The sequence below is a fragment of the Cysteiniphilum sp. QT6929 genome (genome assembly GCF_030035755.1).
Taxonomy (GTDB): domain Bacteria; phylum Pseudomonadota; class Gammaproteobacteria; order Francisellales; family Francisellaceae; genus Caedibacter; species Caedibacter litoralis.
In genome coordinates this window covers 662996-684290 of record NZ_CP103983.1, presented here as the reverse complement: position 1 = coordinate 684290, position 21295 = coordinate 662996, and the positions used below count along the sequence as shown (strand labels likewise).

Genomic DNA, 21295 nt, shown 5'->3' with positions numbered 1-21295 from the left:
CTTAGTAGGAGATAACGTGCATTCTAATCATGCTGATACCGTAAACAACACCGTCAAAAAACTAACCGCACTTGGACTTTTTATTTGGAGTATTTGTGCGCTTTTTTATGGCTTTGAATATTTTGTGCGCTCATCGACCAATGCCTTGGCATTGTCGCTACGTGATGATTATGGTTTTGACTCATCGACGATTGCTATTCTAGGTTCGGCATTTTATCTATCCTATGTGATCTCACAAATTCCAGCTGGACTATTGGTAGATCGCTTTGGCGTCAAGCGTATCATGGTTTGTAGTACGTTTTTGTTTACCGTGGCGATGTTTATGTTCTCACTAAGTCATAATCCCATTGTGATGATCTTGGCACGCGTCATCGCGGGCTTTGCTGGAGGATTTGGCATTTTGTGTGCGTTAAAGTCATTGTCACTATGGTTGCCAGATCGATTGTTTTCAATGTTTGTAGGCTTTACACAGTTTAGTTGCTATGCCGGCGGTGCGCTCTCAGCATTGCCTTTAGTTTTGTTTTTGGATCACTACACCATTTCACAAGTGTTTTTTGTGGTCGCGATAATCAGTTTGCTGTTGTTTTTGATGAGTGCGCTTTTTATACGGAAACACCCTTCAATGGATAGAAAGCGTCATTTGATTCACCAAGAGACAGTTTGGCAGCAAATTTTAGCGCTGGGTAAAATGGTTAAAAATCGCCAACTTTTGTTAAATGGACTGTACTTTTTCACCATCTATGGTACAACCGTTGTCTTTGCTGATTTATGGGGAATTAGCTACTTAAGTAGTGTCCATCATATCACTGAAGCGCAAGCGGCATTTGCTTGTAGTTTGATTTTTATTTCGGTTGCTATCTCAAGTCCAATTTGGGGCACATTAGCAACAATTATAAATAAGGACAAAGTTTTCTTAATATGGGCGCCAATTATTGGCTTTGTGGTTGTGCTATTACTCATTTATGTTGACTTAAATGTATATCTTGTCTACCTGCTATGCTTTTTATTTGGTGCAATGCAAAGTGCGCATGTGCTTAATTTCTCGATGATTAAAGGGCATGTTCATGATAAGCAATTAGGTGTTGGCATTGCGTTTATTAATCTGTTTTTGCCATTAAGTGGTGCGGTATTGCAGCCATTGTCTGGTTTCTTATTGCAGCTCTTTAAGGGCTCGCATGGTCTTCATCAAGCCTATCAATATATGATGATTTTAATCCCTGTTTTAATGTTACTATCCTTTGTGATTGCGCTTTTCTTCAAAGAAGTTAGAGCAAAAGATATTACTTTGTGAGTGTGTTTTAGTCACAGATTCCAAGCTTTTCCGCTAAAATGCTAATTCGCCTATATTTTCAGGTATCTTAGGTTTATAATTGTCGCCGTTTTTAATACTTAGCTTTAACTGAGCTTTTGAAGTTTTAACTGTCTATGGAGGCAACATGTCTGAAAGGTTTCATGATATTGATACAACCGAAACGCAAGAGTGGCTAGAAGCATTAGAAGATGTCGTGACACGTGAAGGTGCTGAACGTGCGAGTTTTTTAGTAAATCGTTTATTGGATCGCGCTGGTGAAATTGGTATTGATAGTGCGTATGCGCCTGCGAAAAGTATTTCGTTTATGAATACGATTAAAGTGGCTGATCAGCCTGGTTATCCAGGGGATTTGGAAGTTGAGAAAAAGATTGAAAATCTTAATCGCTGGAATGCGGCAGTTATGGTAGCCAAAGCCAATAAAAAAGATGGTACACTAGGTGGGCATATTGGTTCAGGTGCCTCAATTATGACGCTTTATGAAGTCGGGTTTAACCACTTCTTCCATGCACCAAGTGAAACAAAAGCAGGGGACTTGGTTTTTTATCAGGGGCATACAACGCCTGTGATTTATGCGCGCTCTTATCTTGAGGGGCGTTTAACTGAAGAGCAGTTAAAGAACTTCCGCCAACAAGCATTCAATGGTGATAAAGGTTTATCATCTTACCCGCATCCATATTTACAGCCAACCTATTGGCAGTTCCCAACGGTTTCGATGGGACTTGGTCCACTGCAAGCAATTTATCAAGCGCGCTTTATGAAGTATCTAGAAGCACGTAAGTTAGCTGAAACGAGTAATCGCCGTGTATGGGCATTTTGTGGTGATGGCGAGATGGATGAACCTGAGTCATTAGGAGCCATTAATCGTGCGGCACGTGAAGGATTGGATAATCTAATTTTTGTGATTAACTGTAACCTTCAGCGCTTAGATGGTCTTGTTGATGGCAATGGCAAGATCGTTGAGGAATTCGCTCAGATCTTCACAGGTGCCGGTTGGAATGTCATTAAAGTGTTATGGGGTAGTAATTGGGAGCCATTATTTGCCAAAGATACCAATGGAAAATTACAACAACGCTTAGCACAGATGAATGATGGTCAGATGCAGTTTGCACGTTCGCATGGCGGACAAGATTTGCGTCAAACAATTTTCGGTGGCGATCCAGAGCTAGAAGAAATGGGCAAAGGTTACACTGATGAAGATGTACAAAACTTAATGCGTGGTGGCCATGACCCGATTAAGGTATATGCTGCTTATCAACGCGCTGTTAATAATACAACAGGTAAGCCAACGGTTATTTTACCAATGACGATTAAAGGCTATGGTTTAGGTGAGTGGGGTGAATCTAAGAACATTGCGCACAATGTTAAAAAGCTTGATACCGCAGCATTAAAATATATTCGTGATCGATTCGATGTGCCGGCAACGGATGAGCAAGTTGAGAATATGGAATTTTTAAAATTCCAAGAAGGTTCTAAAGAACATGCTTATTTACATGCGCAACGTAAAGCCTTAGATGGTTACGCGCCTGCACGTTTTGAGAATAACACCGCTTTACCGATTCCAAGTTATCAGGACTTTGGTCAGTTATTCTTAGAGGCAAGTGGTGATCGTGAATTTTCAACGACAACGGCATTTGTACGTATGTTTGTTAATCTAACACGTCATAAAGAGCTAAAAGATCGTTTGGTGCCAGTGACAGTAGATGAATCACGTACGTTTGGTATGGAAGGTTTATTCCGTCAACTAGGCATTTATAACCATCGCGGTCAGCAATATGTGCCAGAAGATAAAGCGCAAGTGATGTATTACAAGGAATCAACGGATGGGCAAATCATTCAAGATGGTATTAATGAAGCTGGCGGTTTTTGTTCATGGTTAGCGGCAGCGACTTCGTATAGTGTTCATCGTGTACCGATGATTCCATTTTATATTTACTACTCTATGTTTGGTTTTCAGAGAATTGGTGACCTTGCATGGTTGGCAGGTGATTCACATGCCAAAGGCTTCTTATTAGGAGGTACTGCAGGACGCACCACACTTAATGGTGAAGGGCTTCAACATGAAGATGGGCATAGTCATATTCAAGCCGGTCTTATTCCATCATGTATCTCTTATGATCCAACGTATGCGTATGAGCTTGCTGTGATTCTTTGGGATGGTATGCGTCGCATGTATGTTGAAGGTGAGCAGGTTTTCTATTATGTCACGGTAATGAATGAGAACTATGTGCATGGCGCGATGCCTGAAGGCTCTGAAGAAGGCATTATCAAAGGCTTATATTTGTTAAAAGGTGCCAAAAAAGCCGATGCGAAAAAGCATGTGCAGTTAATGGGCTCAGGCACTATTTTGCGTGAAGTTGAGGCAGCAGCTGAGTTGTTAGAGAAAGATTTTGGTGTAACAAGTGATGTTTGGAGCATGACCTCAGCGAATGAGCTTTATCGCGATAGTCGTAAAGTAGCGCGCTGGAATATGCTTCACCCTGATAAAAAAGCACAACAGACGCATATTGAGAAATGTTTAAAAGGTCATACAGGACCTGTGATTGCATCAACGGATTATATCAAGCTTTATACTGAGCAATTACGTGAGTTTATGCCTACAAATTATATTACCTTAGGTACGGATGGCTTTGGTCGCTCTGATTCGCGTGAGAACTTAAGAAGCTTCTTTGAAGTAGATCGTTATCATGTGGTTATTGCCGCGTTAACGGGCTTGTTACGCGAAGGTGCTGTGACTGCTAAAGTGGTTAAAGACGCGATTAAGAAATACAATATTGATCCTGAGCGTCTTGATCCAGTAAGTCACTAATCGGGCGTTTTAAAACTAAATTTAAAAAATTAAAAAAATAAAAACAAGAGGAAAATTGCATGGCAGTACAAAAAGTCACAGTACCAGATATCGGTGACTATAAAGATGTTGATGTAATTGAGGTGAATGTCAAAGTGGGGGACACGATTGAGACAGAAGACTCATTAGTTACCCTAGAAACAGACAAAGCGTCAATGGAAGTTCCAGCTCCCTTTGCAGGTGTTGTTAAAGAGATTAATATCAAAGTGGGCGATAAAGTTTCAGAGGGCTCATTAGTTCTATCGGTCGAAACTGATGCAATTGCTTCATCTGAGCCATCTCAATCAGTAGAGCCCGTAGCGGCAGAAGTTGCACCATCACAGGCGCAAAGTACACAAGTGATTGATGTGACCGTTCCTGATATCGGTGACTATAAAGGGGTTGATGTTATTGAGATCAACGTCAAGCCGGGGGACGAGATCAATGCTGAAGATTCATTAGCAACACTTGAAACTGATAAAGCGTCAATGGAAATTCCAGCACCTGAATCAGGTAAAGTCGTTGATGTCAAAATCAAGGTCGGTGATAAAGTATCACAAGGCGATTTGGTGCTAACCCTTGAAGTGACAGGTGCGGCAACTGTGGCACCTGCGCCAAAACAATTAGAAACCAAAGAAGCAACGATAGCTGCTGTTCCAGCGGCTCAAGCTCAGTCAACTGCTGCAGTTGAAACAACAGATGTGCATAATACCAATGCACATGCATCTCCTGCTGTACGTCGTTTAGCGCGTATCTTAGGTGTTGAGTTGGCGCGCGTTGTGGCAACAGGTCGCAAAGGACGTATTACCAAAGAAGATTGTGAAAACTATATCAAAAAAGCCGTACAAGCCGTTCAATCAGGCAATGTATCAAGCGGTGGTGGTTTAGATCTTTTACCTGATCCACAGATTGATTTTGCCAAATTTGGTGAGATTGAAGTCGAAAGCCTGTCACGCATTAATAAATTAAGTGCTAAGAACTTAGCGCGTAACTGGGTTAAGATCCCGCATGTGACTTTCTATGATGATGCAGATATTACTGATCTTGAAGAATTTAGAAATGCGAAAAAAGCAGCTGCTGAAAAAGCAGGGGTTAAAGTCACACCGTTGTCATTCTTGATTAAAGCCGCAGCTGTGGCATTAAAAGAATACCCACGTTTTAATAGCTCATTATCGAATGATGGTGAGAGTTTAATTGTTAAGAAATACTTTAATATCGGTTTTGCCGCTGACACACCAAAAGGTTTGGTTGTGCCGGTGATTAAAGATGCCGATCAAAAAGGGATCTTTGAGATTTCACGCGAGATTATGGAGCTAGTTAAGAAAGGGCGTGATGGTAAGTTAAAGCCTGATGATATGCAGGGTGCGACATTTACCATTTCAAGCTTAGGTGTTTTGGGTACGACAGCATTTACACCAATTATTAATATGCCTGAAGTGGCAATTATGGGTGTATCAAAGGCTGCGATTAAACCAGTGTGGAATGGTAAAGAGTTTGCGCCAAGAACGATGTTGCCATTGTCATTATCAACTGATCATCGAGTGATTGATGGCGCGTTAGCAGCACAGTTCTTAACGCGGTACTGTGCAATTTTGGCAGATTTAAGAGAAATACTTTTATAAACAAAGGGTAAAAAAATGAGTGATGTAAACAATATTAAAACAGAAGTCGTTGTCTTAGGTAGTGGACCTGGCGGTTATAGTGCAGCATTTCGTGCGGCAGATTTAGGTAAAAAGGTTGTACTTATTGAGCGTTATGACTCAATTGGTGGTGTGTGTTTGAATGTTGGATGTATCCCATCAAAAGCGTTGTTGCATGTCGCTAAAGTCATTAATGAAGCGCGTCATTTAGAAAAAGATGGCTTGATTAGTTTTGATAATTTAACTTTCAATAAAGATAAAATTTTAGGTTATAAAGATAAGATTGTTGGTCAGCTAACAGGCGGCTTAAAGGGGTTAGCAAAGCAACGTAAAGTTGAGATTGTTCAAGGCTATGGTAAGTTTACAGGTGCTAATGAAATCGCGGTTGAAACAAAAGATGGCGTTAAAAAGATTGCGTTTGAAAACGCGATTATTGCGGTGGGTTCTAGCTCAATTAAATTACCATTTATTCCAGAAGATCCACGTATTATGGATTCAACAGGCGCACTAGAAATGAAAGAGGTGCCGAAGAAGATGCTCGTTATTGGTGGCGGTATCATCGGTCTTGAAATGGCGCAAGTTTATAGTGAATTAGGTACTGAGATTACCGTTGTTGAGTTTATGGATCAATTAATGGGTGCTGCCGATAAAGATATCGTTAAGCCTTATGAGAAAATGATGGCTAAGCGTTATGATATTCGCTTAGAGACTAAAGTGACGAAAGTTGAAGCGAAAAAAGATGGTCTTTATGTTTCAATGGAAGGTAAAAAAGCTGCTAAAGATGAGCGCTTTGATCGCATTTTGTTGGCGGTTGGACGTACACCAAATGGTAAATTAATTGATGCTGAGAAAGCAGGCGTTAACGTTGATGAACGTGGCTTTATCGCTGTTGATAATCAGTTGAAAACAAATATCCCACATATTTATGCGATAGGGGACGTAGTTGGTCAGCCAATGTTAGCACACAAAGCAGTGCCTGAGGGGCGTATTGCTGCTGAAGTGATTTGTGGTATGAAGCATTACTTTGAACCAAAATGCATACCAGCAGTTGCTTATACTGACCCTGAAGTAGCATGGGTTGGTGTGACTGAAAAAGAAGCCAAAGAAAAAGGTATCAAATATGACAAGGGTGTATTCCCATGGGCAGCTAGCGGCAGATCCCTTAGTATTGGGCGCAATGAAGGGATGACTAAAGTCCTTTATGATGAGAACCATGTCATCATCGGTGCAGGTATTGTTGGTCCAAACGCTGGTGAGTTAATTGCTGAAGCGGCATTAGCCATTGAAATGGGCTGTGATGCTGAAGATATCTCATTGACGATTCACCCACACCCAACCCTTTCTGAAACGTTGATGATGGCGACAGAGGTTTATGAGGGTACAGCAACTGATATTTATGCGCCTAAGAAGAAGTAACTCTAATTACGACAACATTACCTTTTAAATTTTTAATATCATATCAAGACATGCTCTTTGGGGCATGTTTTTATTTCCTTACTGTCAATATTGCTGAATGTGTCAATAAAAGACACAGTTACACAATGGAGTAATCATAATTGAATACAACAACGTTAGAGATTTTAAAGCAGCTAAGTCATGAGACTTATATTGATGGTACGACCATCGGTAATGCGCTTGGAATTACACGCGCCGCGGTATGGAAAGCGATTCAAAAACTGCAAAATGATTATCATATAGCGATTGAGTCGCATCGTGTTCATGGATATAAGTTACAATCACCGCTTATTATGCTTGATCAAGCAAAGATTTTAGCAGCTGTTGAGGTGACAAACATAGCGCTTGAATGCTTAACAACTGTTGATTCAACGAATACTTACTTGCAGAATTCAGCGCTTAAAAGTAAGTATCATATTTGTATCGCAGAAGAGCAGCGCCAAGGAAAAGGACGTTTTGATCGTGTGTGGTGCTCGCCTTTTGCTGAGAATCTATATTACTCATTGAAGGTGAGCTTACACAAAGAATTAAGTGAGCTGTCAGGCTTGAGTTTGGCAGTGGCAGTGAGTGTTGCAAAAGCTTTAGTGAATAAATATCCAACATTAGATATTAAAATCAAATGGCCAAATGATATTTATATCAATGCTAAAAAACTTTCAGGTATTTTAATTGAGGTTAAAGCCGAGTCCAATGCGCAAAGCCAGATCGTGATTGGTGTTGGTATTAATGTTAATATGCAGCAACGCGATGATATCACACAAGACTGGACATCATTGACAAGTGAGTTAAATTATTATATTGATCGCAATGACTTAGCCATCGGCATTAGCAATGAACTGATCTCAACTTTAGAGCGATTTGAAAACAAGGATTTTAGTATCTTTATTGAAGATTATGATAAGTATGATTACTTAAAAGGCAAAACCATTGGTTTAAATATTTTAAATAAAGAAGTGATTACCGGTGTTGCTAATGGTGTCAATGCATTAGGTCAATTGAAGCTTAAAGTTGGAAATAGTGAACGCGTATTTTCTTCAGGTGAAGCTTCTGTTATTAAAAAAAGCTAAATTTAGATATCTTCTTCAATATCTTCAGCCACCTGAAATTTCAAATAATTCTCAGGTGTTTCTAAGGTTATTTTTCCTATTCTGCCTTGGCGAAAGTCTTGAATAAGCTTCTCGGCAATATGATGCATATGCTGCTGCCCTAGTGTTTTGCCAGCTTCTGTAAGCATCTGTTCTAAATCTTCGGAGTCTTCAGTAATTTTGTAACGAGAATTTAATACCCCAGAGTAATCTTCTTTTAATAGTTGCAGCATAAAATAAGCAGTTGTTGGGTAATCCATGGCAGTATCACGAATCGAACCAATAGCAGCAAGCTTAAAGCCACAACCTTCATCCTTCGGGCTTGGGAACATAATCCCTGGTGTGTCATTAAGATAAAAATGTTTTTCAATCTCAATTTTTTGCTGCCTTTTAGTGACTGCAGGTTCATTGCCCGTTTGTGCGATTTTACGCTTGGCAAGACTATTAATAAGTGTTGATTTACCAACATTAGGAATGCCAAAAATAACCGCACGTATTGGCTTTAAAAGCGTACCGCGATTGGGTAGTTGTTTTTTACATAATTGAATGATCTTTTGCGCGCTTTTTTTATCACGAGCAATATCCAAGGCAATTGCCTTACCATTATAAAACTGAAGCCATTGTTTGGTGACTTTGGGATCAGCAAGATCAGATTTAGAGAGAATCTTAATAATCGGTTTGCTTTTGGCTGCTTCATGCAATACCGGATTTGCACTTGCTTCAGGAGCGCGCGCGTCAACAACTTCAATTGCAATGTCAATTTGTGGCATAAGCTTCATAAGCTCTTTTGTTGCTTTGTGCATATGCCCTGGAAACCAGTGAATCATCGTAAGGTAAAATATATTTATAGTAAATTGATGGCTACCTTAGCGTATTTGCCTAGTGAAGTAAACAATATGAAGAAACGGGTGAGGGGAATTTAAATTCTGTAAATTTCTGCCAATTAGCGATTTATTCACTATTTTCTTTTGGCTATAATGAGCCCTCGACGTAAGAGGATTAAGCCATACGAGGTTATTCATGGGATTAAGAACACCTTTATATGAAAAGCATTTACAACACAATGCACGAATGGTTGACTTTGCTGGCTGGGAGATGCCTATTCAATATCAGGGCGTGATTGAAGAGCATCATGCGGTACGCAAAAGTGCCGGCATGTTTGATGTTAGTCACATGCTAACGGTTGATATTGTTGGCAAGGACGCAAAGCGCTTTATTCGATTTTTATTAGCCAATGATATTAATAAAATACCACAAGGTAAGGCATTGTATTCTTGCATGCTCAATGAAGAGGCAGGCATTGTTGATGATCTTATTGCCTATCATTTTAGGGATGACTTTATTCGGTTGGTGATTAATGCCGGTAATCGCACAACAGATGTTGAGTGGATGAATAAACATAAAGAAGCTTTTGATGTAAAGATTAATGTGCGTGATGATTTGGCAATTATTGCTGTGCAAGGGCCAGAGGCGCGGCAAAAGGCTGATGCGGCACTGAGCAGTTTAGCCATAGCAGAAGTTAAAAGCTTAAAACCATTTAGTATGTACAAAAATGGTGAGTGGATGATTGCACGCACTGGTTATACCGGTGAAGATGGCTATGAAATCTCACTACCTGCAAGTGAAGTATGTGCATTTTGGGATAAGTTGATTGACGAGGATGTAATCCCTTGTGGTCTAGCTTCACGCGATACGTTACGCTTAGAGGCGGGGATGAATCTTTATTCCCAAGATATGGATCAAACGACAACACCTGTAGAATCAGCATTAATGTGGACAGTATCATTAACCGATGATCGCGACTTTGTTGGTAAAGAGGCGTTACTAAATAAAAAACCTGCGATTGATAGCAAGCTTGTCGGCTTGGTGCTTTTGGATCGCGGTGTATTGCGTCATGGTCAAAAGGTTGTGGTGGAAGGAAGTAGTAAAACAGGGGTTATCACCAGTGGCACTTTCTCACCAACACTATCTGAAAGTATAGCGCTTGCACGTATCCCTAAAGATGCTGAGAGTGTATTTGTTGAAATTCGCAATAAACAAGTACCAGCTAAAATTGTGCAGTTTCCTTTTGTACGCAAAGGCGAAAAAGTATATAGAGAATGCCAAAAAGCAGTGACTGAAAATTAATACCATTAATGAATGACATATAAAACCTAAGGAGAAAAAAATGGCAGAAATAAGAGAAGAGTGTCGCTACAGCAAGTCACATGAGTGGGTGCGTGTTGAGGGTGATATTGCCGTTTGTGGGATTGATGATTTTGCGCAATCAAGTGCCGGTGAGCTTGTGTTTGTTGAGCTGCCTGAATTGGATGATGAAGTAAAAGCTGGTGACGATGTTTGTGTTGTTGAATCAGTTAAAGCAGCATCGGATGTTTATGCACCAGTATCAGGAACAATTGTTGAAGTTAATGAGGCATTGATTGATTCACCGTCAATGGTTAATGAAGGGTGCTATGATGAGGGCTGGTTATTCAAAATTAAAATGGATGATCCAACCGAGTTAGATGATTTATTGTCTGCAGAAGAATATGCAGATGAGCTTGATGCTTAAGTTTGGCATATAAAGAGACGCCCGATGAGCTGTGATGACATCGGGCGTTTTTGTTTGTAATGACAAAATATGATTTTAAATGTAAGTAGGGGCGTATTGAATACGCTCTTGTAAGTAAGATGATAAAAACATAGTAACTAATGAAAAATAAGTTGCACTTTGATTACCCCTCACCCGTGCAGCTTAATGCTGCACGACCTCTCCCGCAAGGGGCGAGGTGATAAGTAGTACAACTTATTTTTTATCATGATATAAGGAGCCTATATGCCTTTTGTGCCGCATACCGAGCGTGACATTGATATGATGCTTTATACGATTGGAGCAAAAAAAGTTGAAGACTTATTTGATGAAATTCCCCAATCGATTAAGAGTAAAAGTCATTTAAACTTGGCAGATGGTTTAAATGAGTGCCAAATGCATCGTTTGTTTAATGACAAGTGCGCTAAAAATATCCCGCAAACCAACTTTATTGGTGCGGGTGCTTATCAGCATTACACACCAGCGATTGTCACGGATGTGATTAGTCGTGGCGAGTTTTATACTTCATATACCCCATATCAGGCAGAAGCCTCACAAGGGACATTGCAGGTGATCTATGAATATCAGACAATGATCGCTTCATTAACGGGCATGGATATCTCTAATGCCTCGATGTACGATGGCGCTACAGCGTTAGCTGAGAGCGTGTTGATGGCGGTGCGTGCCAATAAGAAAATCAAGAGTAAAAAAGTGCTTATCACCGATGCGATTTTTCCGCAGTATGTTAATGTGATTAAGTCCATGACACATGCCCAAGGGGTTGAACTTGAGTTTTTAACGCCAAATCCAAGCGTTGGTAAAACTGAAATTGATGATTTACCTGAAATTGAAGTGGGTGATTATTCCGCTGTTATCGTGCCGCAAGTTAACTTCTATGGTCAGATTACCGAGTTTGATGCAATAACCGATTGGGCACATGAATCTTCAGTAATGGTTATTGGTTTTGTCAATCCAATGACGCTAGGCTTGTTAAAGGCACCTGGCTATTGGGGAGAAGAGGAAGATGGTGCCGATATTGCTTGTGGCGATGGTCAAAGTCTAGGCTTGCCTTTAAGTGGAGGTGGTCCTTATTTTGGTTTTATTACCACAAAGGAAGAGCTATCGCGTCAAATGCCAGGGCGCATTGTCGGACGCACGGTTGATGTTGATGGTAAAGAGGCATTTTGTTTGACACTTCAAGCGCGTGAGCAGCATATTAGACGCGCGAAAGCAACATCAAATATTTGTTCAAATCAAGGCTTACTTGTCACAGCAGCAACAGTTTATATGACATTGATGGGGGCTGTTGGCTTAAAAGAAGTGGCATTACAATCCCACCAAAACACGTATCGATTGATAGATAAGCTATCAAAGATATCAGGTGTTAAAGTTCGTTTTACACATAATTATATGTATGAAATGGTTGTAGACTTGCCGATTTCAGCCAAAGAAGCTAAGGCGCTTGCGACTAAAGAGCAAGTTCAGTTAGGTTATGATCTTGGGCAATTTGATGCTCAACAGGTCAATAGCTTATTAGTGTGTGTCACTGAAGTGCACAATGAGACGGATCTAAATCGCTATGTCGATGTATTAACAAAAGTTCTAGCAACCTGTGCAGCAGAGGTATAATCAATGACAGTTAGTTTTGAAAAATCAGCGGAAAACCGTAGAGCAAATTCACAAAAGTGGGCAGTGTCAGATATTATCCATTTTGACCAAAAGCATTTGCGCGATGATAAACCCTTATTACCAGAATTAGGTGAGCTTGAAGTCTTACGTCATTTCACCAAGTTATCGCAAAAGAACTTCTCAATTGATACGCAGTTTTATCCATTGGGTTCATGCACGATGAAATACAATCCACGTATTGCGTTGAAGTGTGCGTTTAACCCATCGGTATTAAATATTCATCCCTATCAGGATGAGTTGACACAGCAGGGTTTGTTGGAGATGCTCTATGAATTACAGGAAATCTTAAGCGAAGTCACTGGTATGGATGGTGTGTCACTTGTGCCTTGTGCCGGTGCTCAAGGTGAGTTTGCTGGAGTGCAGATGATCAGAGCGTATCATATTGCTAATAATGAAGCGCATCGCAATGAAATCATTGTGCCGGATGCCGCACATGGTACCAATCCAGCTACGGCAGTCATGGCAGGGTGCAAAGTGATTGAGATCCCAACATCACTTAAAACCGGTGACATTGATATTGAGGCTTTAAAGAAAGTCCTAGGACCTAATACGGCAGGGATTATGCTAACTAACCCATCAACGATGGGCGTATTTGAACGTGATATCGAACAGGTGGCTAAGCTTGTGCATGAGGCAGGCGGGCTTTTGTATTATGATGGTGCGAATTTAAATGCGATTATGGGTAAAGCCAAACCAGGCAAGATGGGCTTTGATGTAATGCATATGAATGTTCACAAAACCTTTGCAACACCTCATGGCGGTGGTGGACCAGGAGGTGGACCTATTGCCGTGAATAAACGTTTATTGCCTTATCTGCCAGTGCCAACCATTGTTAAAGAGGGTGATATCTATCGCATTAAAGGTAAAGAGGCTATTCCACAAACCATTGGTGCGATGCATGCTTTTATGGGTAATGTTGGCGTGTTGATTCGTGCTTATGTTTACCTTAAAACATTGGGTGGCAATGGTTTAACCAAAGCCTCAGAAATCGCTACGTTAAATGCCAACTATATGATGGCACGTTTGAAGTTGGCAGGCTTTACCATTGCATTACCTGATCGTCGTGCGTCACATGAGTTTATCGTCTCATTAGCACCTGAGAAAAAAGCTTATGGTATTAATGCCAATGATTTTGCTAAGCAGCTTCTAGATCATGATATGCATGCGCCAACGATGTATTTTCCATTGTTAGTGCCTGAATGCTTATTGATTGAGCCGACGGAGACGGAAACGCGTGAGCAAATGGATCAGTTTGTTAATGCAATGATTGAAATTCGTGAGCTAGCGCGAACAAATCCTGAGAAAATGAAACAAGCGCCGTTAACGCAACCGGTAAAGCGCGTTGATGATGTTAAAGCCGTGCGCGAGCTTGACGTTGTCTTTGGGCAATGTTGTTAACAAAGTAGAGTGTTTGGCTTCGACTGACGCTCAGCCAACGGGGAATAAGCTTATGCAAGCATTTGTTTATATACTTGAATGTAGTGATGGAAGTTATTACACAGGGAGCACCAAGAATGTTGAGCTTAGGCTGTGGGAGCATCAAAATGGCCAAGGAGCAAATCATACACGTAAGCGTTTGCCAGTAAAGTTAGTATTTGTTGAACAATTTGATCGAATTGATGAGGCTTATGCTCGAGAAAAGCAAATTCAAGGCTGGAGTCGAAAGAAAAAAGAAGCCTTAATTCAAGGTGATTATAATCAGTTACATATATTATCGATTTGCCGAAATTCTAATAAGAGCAAAAATTCACCAGAAGATCATTGATAGGGGGGCACCTTCCTCATCATATGACCACGTTGCCTGAGCGTAAGTCGAAGGCAAGTGAGTAACGATGTATGAATAAGTTGCATCAGCTAGAACCTCGCCCCTTGTGGGAGAGGTCGTGCAGCATTAAGCTGCGCGGGTGAGGGGGAAATTAAAGTACAACTTATTCTTGATTCATTACCAAGAGGTTATTTCGAGCGTTTGTTTGCAATATTTGAGTGAACAAATGCCACGATAATTAAACCAATCCCAACAGTCCCTGTTAACCATTCTGGTACATGAGTGTAGATCTTGATAAACATAATAATCGCCAAAAAGCCAATAGCATAATGTGCGCCATGCTCAAGGTAGCGAAATTTCGTTAAGGTCTGATGCTCAACAAAGAAGATGGTTAGTGAGCGCACATACATCGCACCAATACCCAAACCAATCATGATAATAAAGATATTTGTTGAAATGGCGAAGGCACCAATAACACCATCAAAGCTGAAAGATGCATCTAATACCTCAAGATATAAAAAGCCCATAAGACCATTTTGCATAACCTTGCCGGTCATATTGCTACCAAAAGCATGATTTAAAATACCTAATGCTTCATGCACCATTAAGCCCATTAAAAAGGCAAGTGCTAGTGTACCCCCTTGATTGCTATCTGCATTGTAAATAACGATAAAGCCAATAATTAATGCAAAGATAATATAGCCACCTGGATAGTCGCGAATCAGGCTAATAAATCTATTTTCTTCAATTGCTGGGATCCAGTGAAGATCATGTTTCTCAGCAACGAAAAACTTCAAAAACACCATGATCAGAAATCCACCACCAAATGCGCAGATCGTAGGAAAGCCAAGCTCTAAGGCGTGTTGATAAGCCGCAGGATCATTAGTAGCTAGCTTAAAGACATCAAGAAAGGATAGGCTTGTCGTCACACTGACCAAGAGGATAGGAAATATTAAGCGCATACCAAATACAGCAATTGGCAAACCAATCCAGATAAATATTTTTTGCCATTTTTTAGGCATTTTCGCCAATACTTTAGCATTAACGACTGCATTATCAAAACTCAATGAAATCTCCAAGAGTGCCAAAACCAGAATCAAATAAAGCGCATAGGCTTTGTGTGTTGGTTCAAGCATGACTGCGGCAATAATGCCAACAATCGTAATGAAAAAAGCACTGTAAAAATACTTAAGGTTTTGATGCATGTTTTTTATCCTTCTATCCTTGCCATTGTTTCATTTGTGGTAAATTTAGTCCAAAAACATCGAGTGTACGATAAACAAAGTCATCGATGATGTCATCAAGCGTTTGCGGTTTGTGATAAAAAGCAGGTACAGGCGGCATGATAATTGCACCTGCTAATGTCGCTTTCTGCATATTTTCAATGTGTATTAAGCTAAAAGGGGTTTCTCTTAAGCAAATAATCAGTTTACGTCGCTCTTTGAGCACGACATCCGCAGCACGTGCGATTAACGAATCCCCTATGCCATTAGCGATTTCAGCCAAGGTTTTGGTCGATGAGGGAATGATGATCATGCCATCGGTTGGATAGGAACCACTGGCAATTTTAGCGCCAATATCAGCATTAGCATAATAGCTATGCGCTAAGGATTTGATCTCTTGTGAGCGATACGCTGTTTCGTATTCACGCGTCATCTCAGCGGGTTTTGATACGATTAGATGCGTTTCAATGCCTTGCACTTTTAAAACTTTAAGCATTCTGACAGCATATTCAATGCCGGTGGCACCGGATAACGCAATAATAATTCGATTATGTTTAAGCATGTGCTTGAATAATAAAGTCATCATTTAAATTGGTTGGGAGTATATATGACAGGTGCGGTATTTTATAGATGTTTTTGTAGGGGCGTATTGTATACGCCCAATACTTTATACATCTTATTATTTACAGCTAGTTTAAAGGCTTTAGCGTGCGATAAAGACTAAATAGAAAATAGACCAAAATATAACTAACAATCGTCCAAGTTAAAATGGCGTTGGCTACTGGCCAAATAAGCGCTGAAGCAATCGTTGCCGCACCCCATATCAATGTGTAAATAAACATTAATGAAATAACTGATTTACGTTTGCTTAGATAATTCATGCGTGATGGATAAATGTATTTAATCGGCACAAAGGTCAAAATCGTCAGAGCGACAATAATTACAAAGTTAGTGGTTCCCGAGAACTGGAAATAAATCAGATAATAAATTGCCAGATTCCAATAGCTTGGAAAGCCTTTAAAGAAGTGATCTTTGGTTTTAGCATCAAGTTGGCAAAATTGATAGCATGAGGCAAGCATGATCAAGATAAGCGCAAGTGTTTTAAAGCCATCAGGTACGACGTCGGTGATATAAACCCACACAGCAGGGATAACCGCGTAATTGGTAAAATCAATAATATTATCTAATAAGCCACCATCTAAAGGGGCTAGCTTTTTGATATCAACACGACGTGCTAATGTGCCATCAGCGGCATCAATTAAAATCGCAATGACGACATATAAAAAAGAAAGCTTTAAATAATGGATATAATCAAGATGGTTTCCTAATAGTTTAGCCGCATAAGCTTGTGCTGAGCTGGTTAGTGCCAGTACCGAGAAAACAGCGCCACTAGCGGTAAATAAATGTACGAACCATGCGTAAATACGTTGAAAAAAAATAGGCATAGGTTTTTAAAGTAAACTCAAAGTCCGCATAGGGTAGCAAAAAAACCTTAAGATAGGAAGTTGTAAAAATTATTCTGCCTTAACGTGAAGAAGGCTTTGGGCTGCTTAGGCTTTTGAGTCATTATCGATCCCTAAATCTGCCCAGATCGCATCAATCTTATCAATAATATCTTGGCGCATGGTGATCACTTCTCCCCATTCGCGCATTGTTTCACCAGGGAGTTTATTGGTTGCATCTAGTCCCATTTTCGAGCCTAGGCTAGCAACAGGCGAGGCAAAATCCAAATAATCAATCGGTGTATTATCGATCAAGGTCGTATCTCTTGTCGGATCCATACGAGTGGTAATTGCCCAGATCACATCCTCCCACGAGCGGGTATTGATATCATCATCAACAATAATCACAAACTTGGTATACATGAATTGGCGCAAGAATGACCAAACACCCATCATCACGCGTTTGGCGTGTCCTGGGTATTGCTTTTTGATACTAACGACTGCCAAGCGATAGGAACAACCTTCAGGTGGCAAATAGAAATCAACAATCTCAGGGAATTGCTTTTGAATGATGGGCACGAATATCTCATTAAAGGCAACACCTAAAATAGCCGGCTCATCTGGTGGTCGCCCAGTATAGGTGCTGTGATAAATCGGGTTTTTGCGATGAGTGATTTTCTCAACGGTGAATACAGGAAACTTTTCAACTTCATTATAATAGCCGGTGTGATCACCAAAGGGACCTTCCTCAGCGACATCATTTGGATATATGAAACCCTCTAAAATGATCTCAGCATGCGCTGGCACCATAATATCTTCACCATGAAGTATCGAGGGAGTGAGCTCGGTTTTACTACCACGCAATAATCCGGCAAAAGCATACTCAGAGAGCGTATCAGGAATGGGTGTTACGGCTCCTAAAGTAGTCGCGGGATCTGCACCCAATGCCACGCATACCGGAAAAGGCTTCTCAGGATTTGCTTTGCACCAAGCCTGGTAATCAAGTGCACCACCGCGATGATGAAGCCAGCGCATAATAAGGCGATTCTTACCAATGACCTGTTGGCGATAAATGCCTAGATTTAAACGCTCTTTGCGAATGCTATTGGTGATGGTTAAGCCCCATGTCACAAGTGGGGCAATATCTCCAGGCCAGCAGGTTTGTATTGGCATTTGATAAAAATCAATGTCTTCTTTGTTGATGCTTACCTCTCGACACGGGGCATTTTTGATGACCTTAGGTGACATTTTCAAGACTTGCTTTAAAATCGGCATTTTATCCCAAGCATCTTTAAGACCCTTTGGTGGTTCAGGTTCTTTTAAATAAGCCAAAAGTTTACCAATCTCACGCAGTTGACTGACATCATCTGCACCAAGTGCCAACGCAATGCGCTTTTCAGTGCCAAATAAGTTGGTTAACACTGGCATATGATGATTTTTCGGGGTTTCAAATAAAAGAGCGGGTCCTTTGTTGTGCAGTACGCGCGATGAGATCTCAGTCATCTCCAGAAAGGGCGATACTTCTTGTTTGATGCGTTTTAGCTCACCTATTTCCTCCAAGTGATCTAAAAATTCGCGTAAGTCTTTGTAGTTCAGCATAAATGTCTTATCAATTTATCTAAAGATGGCACTTATGGTAATGATTCACGATGCAAAAAAGCAAGTATAACGCTTTGATTTCTCAAAAGTGTAAAGTATTAACCGTCCCCTAAGCATAGTCGAAGGGTACGGTTGAGTGATTGCATAATGGCTTCAACTAACGCTCAGCCAACGTGAAATAACCTCCCCCTTGCGGGAGAGGTCGTGCCGCATAAGCTGCACGGGTGAGGGGGCTGAAAGCAACTGTTTTTGTTTGGCAATAGATAAACAACTGAAAATTTTGCAGTAGTGACTTCTTCATTTATCGAAATGATCGGGTTAGAATGTCTAGCATTGACGAATTTAATGAGTGCTTATACACAAATGTCATTAGGAAAAGAAGATTTAAAACAGGCAGGATTGAAGATCACGCAACAACGACTGAAAATATTACGTATTTTTGAGGAATCAGATCAGCGTCACTTATCTGCGGACGATGTTTATCGAATCGTTAAAGAAAAAGAAGAAGATATCGGTATTGCGACGGTTTATCGTGTCTTGGCACAATTTGAGTCAGCAGGACTTTTGCAGCGCCTAAACCTTGGTCGCGAGCAGGCGGTGTATGAGCTTGATTCAGATGATCACCATGATCATATGATCTGTGTTAAATGTCACAAGGTGGAAGAATTTGTTGATCATGTGATTGAAGCAAGACAAATGAAAGCAGTCGAAGAGCTAGGTGGCAATCTTGTTGAGCATAGTTCTGTGCTCTATATCGAATGCAAGGATTGTTTGAATAAGAAAAAGAAAAAATAAAGAAGAATAAAAAAAGCGCGTGAGTTAGCGACTATTTTGTTGTCTGCAACTTCTGCCAATCATGCGCTAATAATGGATTCCACATGGCACCTGTTGCACTCATGGCAATATCAGCCCCCGCGTTTAGGTAATCATCAATATCTTCAGGGCAAACAATACCACCGACACCACAAAGCACAAAATCAAAGTGATTCTCTTTGCGTATCTTATGAATGCGTTTAGTCATTTCAAGCGATAGATTTTTAATAATACTGCCGCAAATGCCACTATTTAAGCGTCCTTCACCAGGAAGTGCTTGGCTGTTATCTTTATTTCTTGCTTGCATTGAAATGGTATTAATCGCCGCAATACCATCAACAAATGGCGCATTGGCTTTGATGATGTCATATGCTTTGGCTTCTTCTTTGATATAGCCCATCTTGATCATAAGCGGCACATCCTTGATTGCTTTTTTTACCGCTTTTGAGATCGTGCTTGAAAGCTTGGCATCTTGATAAATGCTACCTTCTTTAGAGACAACATTAGGGCATGAGTAATTAAGCTCAATGGCTTTAGCTCCCGCTTCAACCGCTTTTTGTGCGCAAAGAACAAAGTCATCGATAAAACTGCGATTTGTCACAGGTGTGCCAACGCATGAGACGATCATCAGCTGATTAGGCGCCATAAACGCATTGGCTTTGGCAATATCTGCCTGCCAGACTTCAATCGACTTACTTGGAATACCAAAAGAGTTAGTAATGGCAATCTCATGCGGTGTTTGTGGTGCTTGATCAAATGGGTAAATATTTTGGCCAATATCATCGATGGTTAGTTGCTTATGACTATCAACCATTAAACAGTTCGGTGCCGGGTGCACTTTGCGTTCAAGTGTGCGCACGGTTTTATACACCGGTAGATCAAAGCCTAACTGGGCATATAGCTTAATATATTCGGCATTAATTAAAGGACCCGCTGGCACGCCAATGGGTGAGTTTATTTGGTAGCCCCACAAGTTAATCGGTTTTAATGAAATGCGTGTGGGAATAGTAAAATCACACATGGGTCCATTGTTGTAATTCTCGTCATAAGACTTATGAATATCGTAAGTTGGATGTAACATAGCTGCTTCAAACTCAATTGATTTGTCACATGGTAGAGAAAAAATGAGGAAATGCAAAGCGATTTATCGATGAATAATGACTCGCCCTTGTGTCATTTCTAGTAACGTTTGATAAGTGGTGTCCCAATGAGTTAATGCAATATCAAAATGCAGGGTGATGTCATTGCCAAAGATCGAATCAATAGGTGTTAATTGAAGTGTGTGTAGCACTTGCTCAATTAATGCGGTATCTCTGTATTGATAGGTCAGTGACAGTCTTTTGCTTGGTGTGAAGCTCACAAGCTGACTATTTTTAATGACTTCACTAGCTGCTTGACCATAGGCGCGTACCAAGCCGCCCACGCCAAGTTTGGTGCCGCCAAAGATTCGTGTCACAACGATAGCAGCATTGATGAGTTTATTGCCTTGAAGGTGATTAAGGATGGGCTTGCCAGCGGAACCTGAAGGCTCGCCATCATCATTAAAACGCATCTGCTGATTATCAAAGAGATGATAAGCCCAACAGTGATGATTGGCATTGGCATATTCTTTGGTAAGTTTCTGCAAGAAACTGTGAAGCTCCGAAGTCTCCTTTAAAGGCAGTAAGTGAGCAATAAAGCGAGACTTTTTAATCGGCTCAATCTCATGCTGTGATATGCATTCAACGCTGTAATAATTTGCTGTCATAGTCGATATTGTTATCATTCTTAAGGTTCAATTAATGCAAGTATGGTGTTATTAGGCGCTTTATAATTAGGCTTTATAGTTAATAGCATATCCATTGGCATAATGCCAAGTTTATAACTATACTACGAAGCA

The 21295-nt window shown here is 40.5% G+C and carries 18 protein-coding genes; 11 read left to right on the top strand and 7 right to left on the bottom strand.

Annotated elements, in window-relative coordinates; genetic code table 11:
• The first annotated feature begins 16 nt into the window (after positions 1-16).
• From NYP54_RS02865 to NYP54_RS02845, 5 genes are all read left to right on the top strand, one after another.
• Positions 17-1291: an MFS transporter gene (locus NYP54_RS02865; RefSeq protein ID WP_283157084.1), complete on the top strand. Its 1275-nt coding sequence runs from the start codon at positions 17-19 to the stop codon at positions 1289-1291.
• A gap of 145 nt (positions 1292-1436) precedes the next feature.
• Complete coding sequence (gene aceE / locus NYP54_RS02860) at positions 1437-4118, top strand: pyruvate dehydrogenase (acetyl-transferring), homodimeric type (RefSeq protein ID WP_283157083.1); 2682 nt, start codon at positions 1437-1439, stop codon at positions 4116-4118.
• Between the two features lie 59 nt (positions 4119-4177).
• Positions 4178-5758 (top strand): dihydrolipoyllysine-residue acetyltransferase, encoded by a 1581-nt coding sequence (aceF, locus tag NYP54_RS02855; protein ID WP_283157082.1) that lies wholly within the window; start codon positions 4178-4180, stop codon positions 5756-5758.
• Between the two features lie 15 nt (positions 5759-5773).
• Positions 5774-7192, top strand: coding sequence for a dihydrolipoyl dehydrogenase (gene lpdA / locus NYP54_RS02850; protein WP_283157081.1), 1419 nt, complete (start codon positions 5774-5776; stop codon positions 7190-7192).
• A gap of 140 nt (positions 7193-7332) precedes the next feature.
• On the top strand, positions 7333-8298 hold the full coding sequence (locus tag NYP54_RS02845; protein WP_283157080.1) for a biotin--[acetyl-CoA-carboxylase] ligase: 966 nt from the start codon (positions 7333-7335) through the stop codon (positions 8296-8298).
• A gap of 2 nt (positions 8299-8300) precedes the next feature.
• On the opposite strand, the gene ylqF is transcribed toward NYP54_RS02845, so the two are convergent.
• Positions 8301-9143, bottom strand: coding sequence for a ribosome biogenesis GTPase YlqF (gene ylqF, locus NYP54_RS02840; RefSeq protein ID WP_283157079.1), 843 nt, complete (start codon positions 9141-9143; stop codon positions 8301-8303).
• Positions 9144-9336: 193 nt separating this feature from the next.
• On the opposite strand from ylqF, the gene gcvT reads away from it, so the two are divergent.
• The 5 genes from gcvT (at position 9337) to NYP54_RS02815 (ending at position 14339) form a co-directional block, all read left to right on the top strand.
• Positions 9337-10443 (top strand): glycine cleavage system aminomethyltransferase GcvT, encoded by a 1107-nt coding sequence (gene gcvT / locus NYP54_RS02835; RefSeq protein WP_283157078.1) that lies wholly within the window; start codon positions 9337-9339, stop codon positions 10441-10443.
• A 40-nt stretch (positions 10444-10483) separates the two neighbouring features.
• Entirely contained in the window at positions 10484-10867 is a 384-nt protein-coding gene (gcvH, locus tag NYP54_RS02830) for a glycine cleavage system protein GcvH (protein ID WP_151193254.1), read from the top strand.
• Positions 10868-11131: 264 nt separating this feature from the next.
• Positions 11132-12514: an aminomethyl-transferring glycine dehydrogenase subunit GcvPA gene (gcvPA, locus tag NYP54_RS02825; RefSeq protein ID WP_283157077.1), complete on the top strand. Its 1383-nt coding sequence runs from the start codon at positions 11132-11134 to the stop codon at positions 12512-12514.
• A gap of 3 nt (positions 12515-12517) precedes the next feature.
• On the top strand, positions 12518-13972 hold the full coding sequence (gene gcvPB / locus NYP54_RS02820; protein ID WP_283157076.1) for an aminomethyl-transferring glycine dehydrogenase subunit GcvPB: 1455 nt from the start codon (positions 12518-12520) through the stop codon (positions 13970-13972).
• Positions 13920-14339, top strand: coding sequence for a GIY-YIG nuclease family protein (locus NYP54_RS02815; RefSeq protein ID WP_283157075.1), 420 nt, complete (start codon positions 13920-13922; stop codon positions 14337-14339). Before gcvPB ends, NYP54_RS02815 begins: the two co-directional genes overlap by 53 nt.
• Before the next feature lie 188 nt (positions 14340-14527).
• On the opposite strand, the gene NYP54_RS02810 is transcribed toward NYP54_RS02815, so the two are convergent.
• The 4 genes from NYP54_RS02810 to ubiD all read right to left on the bottom strand — a co-directional run bounded on the left by NYP54_RS02810 (position 14528) and on the right by ubiD (position 18600).
• Complete coding sequence (locus NYP54_RS02810; protein WP_283157074.1) at positions 14528-15544, bottom strand: DUF475 domain-containing protein; 1017 nt, start codon at positions 15542-15544, stop codon at positions 14528-14530.
• Between the two features lie 13 nt (positions 15545-15557).
• Complete coding sequence (locus NYP54_RS02805; RefSeq protein ID WP_224728227.1) at positions 15558-16148, bottom strand: UbiX family flavin prenyltransferase; 591 nt, start codon at positions 16146-16148, stop codon at positions 15558-15560.
• Between the two features lie 103 nt (positions 16149-16251).
• Positions 16252-17007, bottom strand: coding sequence for a phosphatidylcholine synthase (locus NYP54_RS02800; RefSeq protein ID WP_283157073.1), 756 nt, complete (start codon positions 17005-17007; stop codon positions 16252-16254).
• Positions 17008-17112: 105 nt separating this feature from the next.
• Complete coding sequence (ubiD, locus tag NYP54_RS02795) at positions 17113-18600, bottom strand: 4-hydroxy-3-polyprenylbenzoate decarboxylase (RefSeq protein ID WP_283157511.1); 1488 nt, start codon at positions 18598-18600, stop codon at positions 17113-17115.
• 366 nt (positions 18601-18966) lie between these two features.
• Here ubiD and NYP54_RS02790 point away from each other — a divergent pair, with 366 nt between their 5' ends.
• A complete protein-coding gene (locus NYP54_RS02790; protein ID WP_283157510.1) occupies positions 18967-19398 on the top strand; it encodes a Fur family transcriptional regulator in 432 nt (143 codons plus the stop codon).
• Between the two features lie 31 nt (positions 19399-19429).
• Here the strand turns inward: NYP54_RS02790 and NYP54_RS02785 are convergent, their stop codons facing one another.
• Together NYP54_RS02785 and NYP54_RS02780 are read right to left on the bottom strand one after the other, a co-directional pair.
• Positions 19430-20497, bottom strand: a complete 1068-nt coding sequence (locus NYP54_RS02785; RefSeq protein WP_283157072.1) for a hypothetical protein — start codon at positions 20495-20497, stop codon at positions 19430-19432.
• 63 nt (positions 20498-20560) lie between these two features.
• Positions 20561-21163 carry a YigZ family protein gene (locus tag NYP54_RS02780; RefSeq protein ID WP_283157071.1) on the bottom strand — a complete coding sequence of 201 codons (603 nt, stop codon included), beginning with the start codon at positions 21161-21163 and terminating at the stop codon, positions 20561-20563.
• Between the last annotated feature and the right edge of the window lie 132 nt (positions 21164-21295).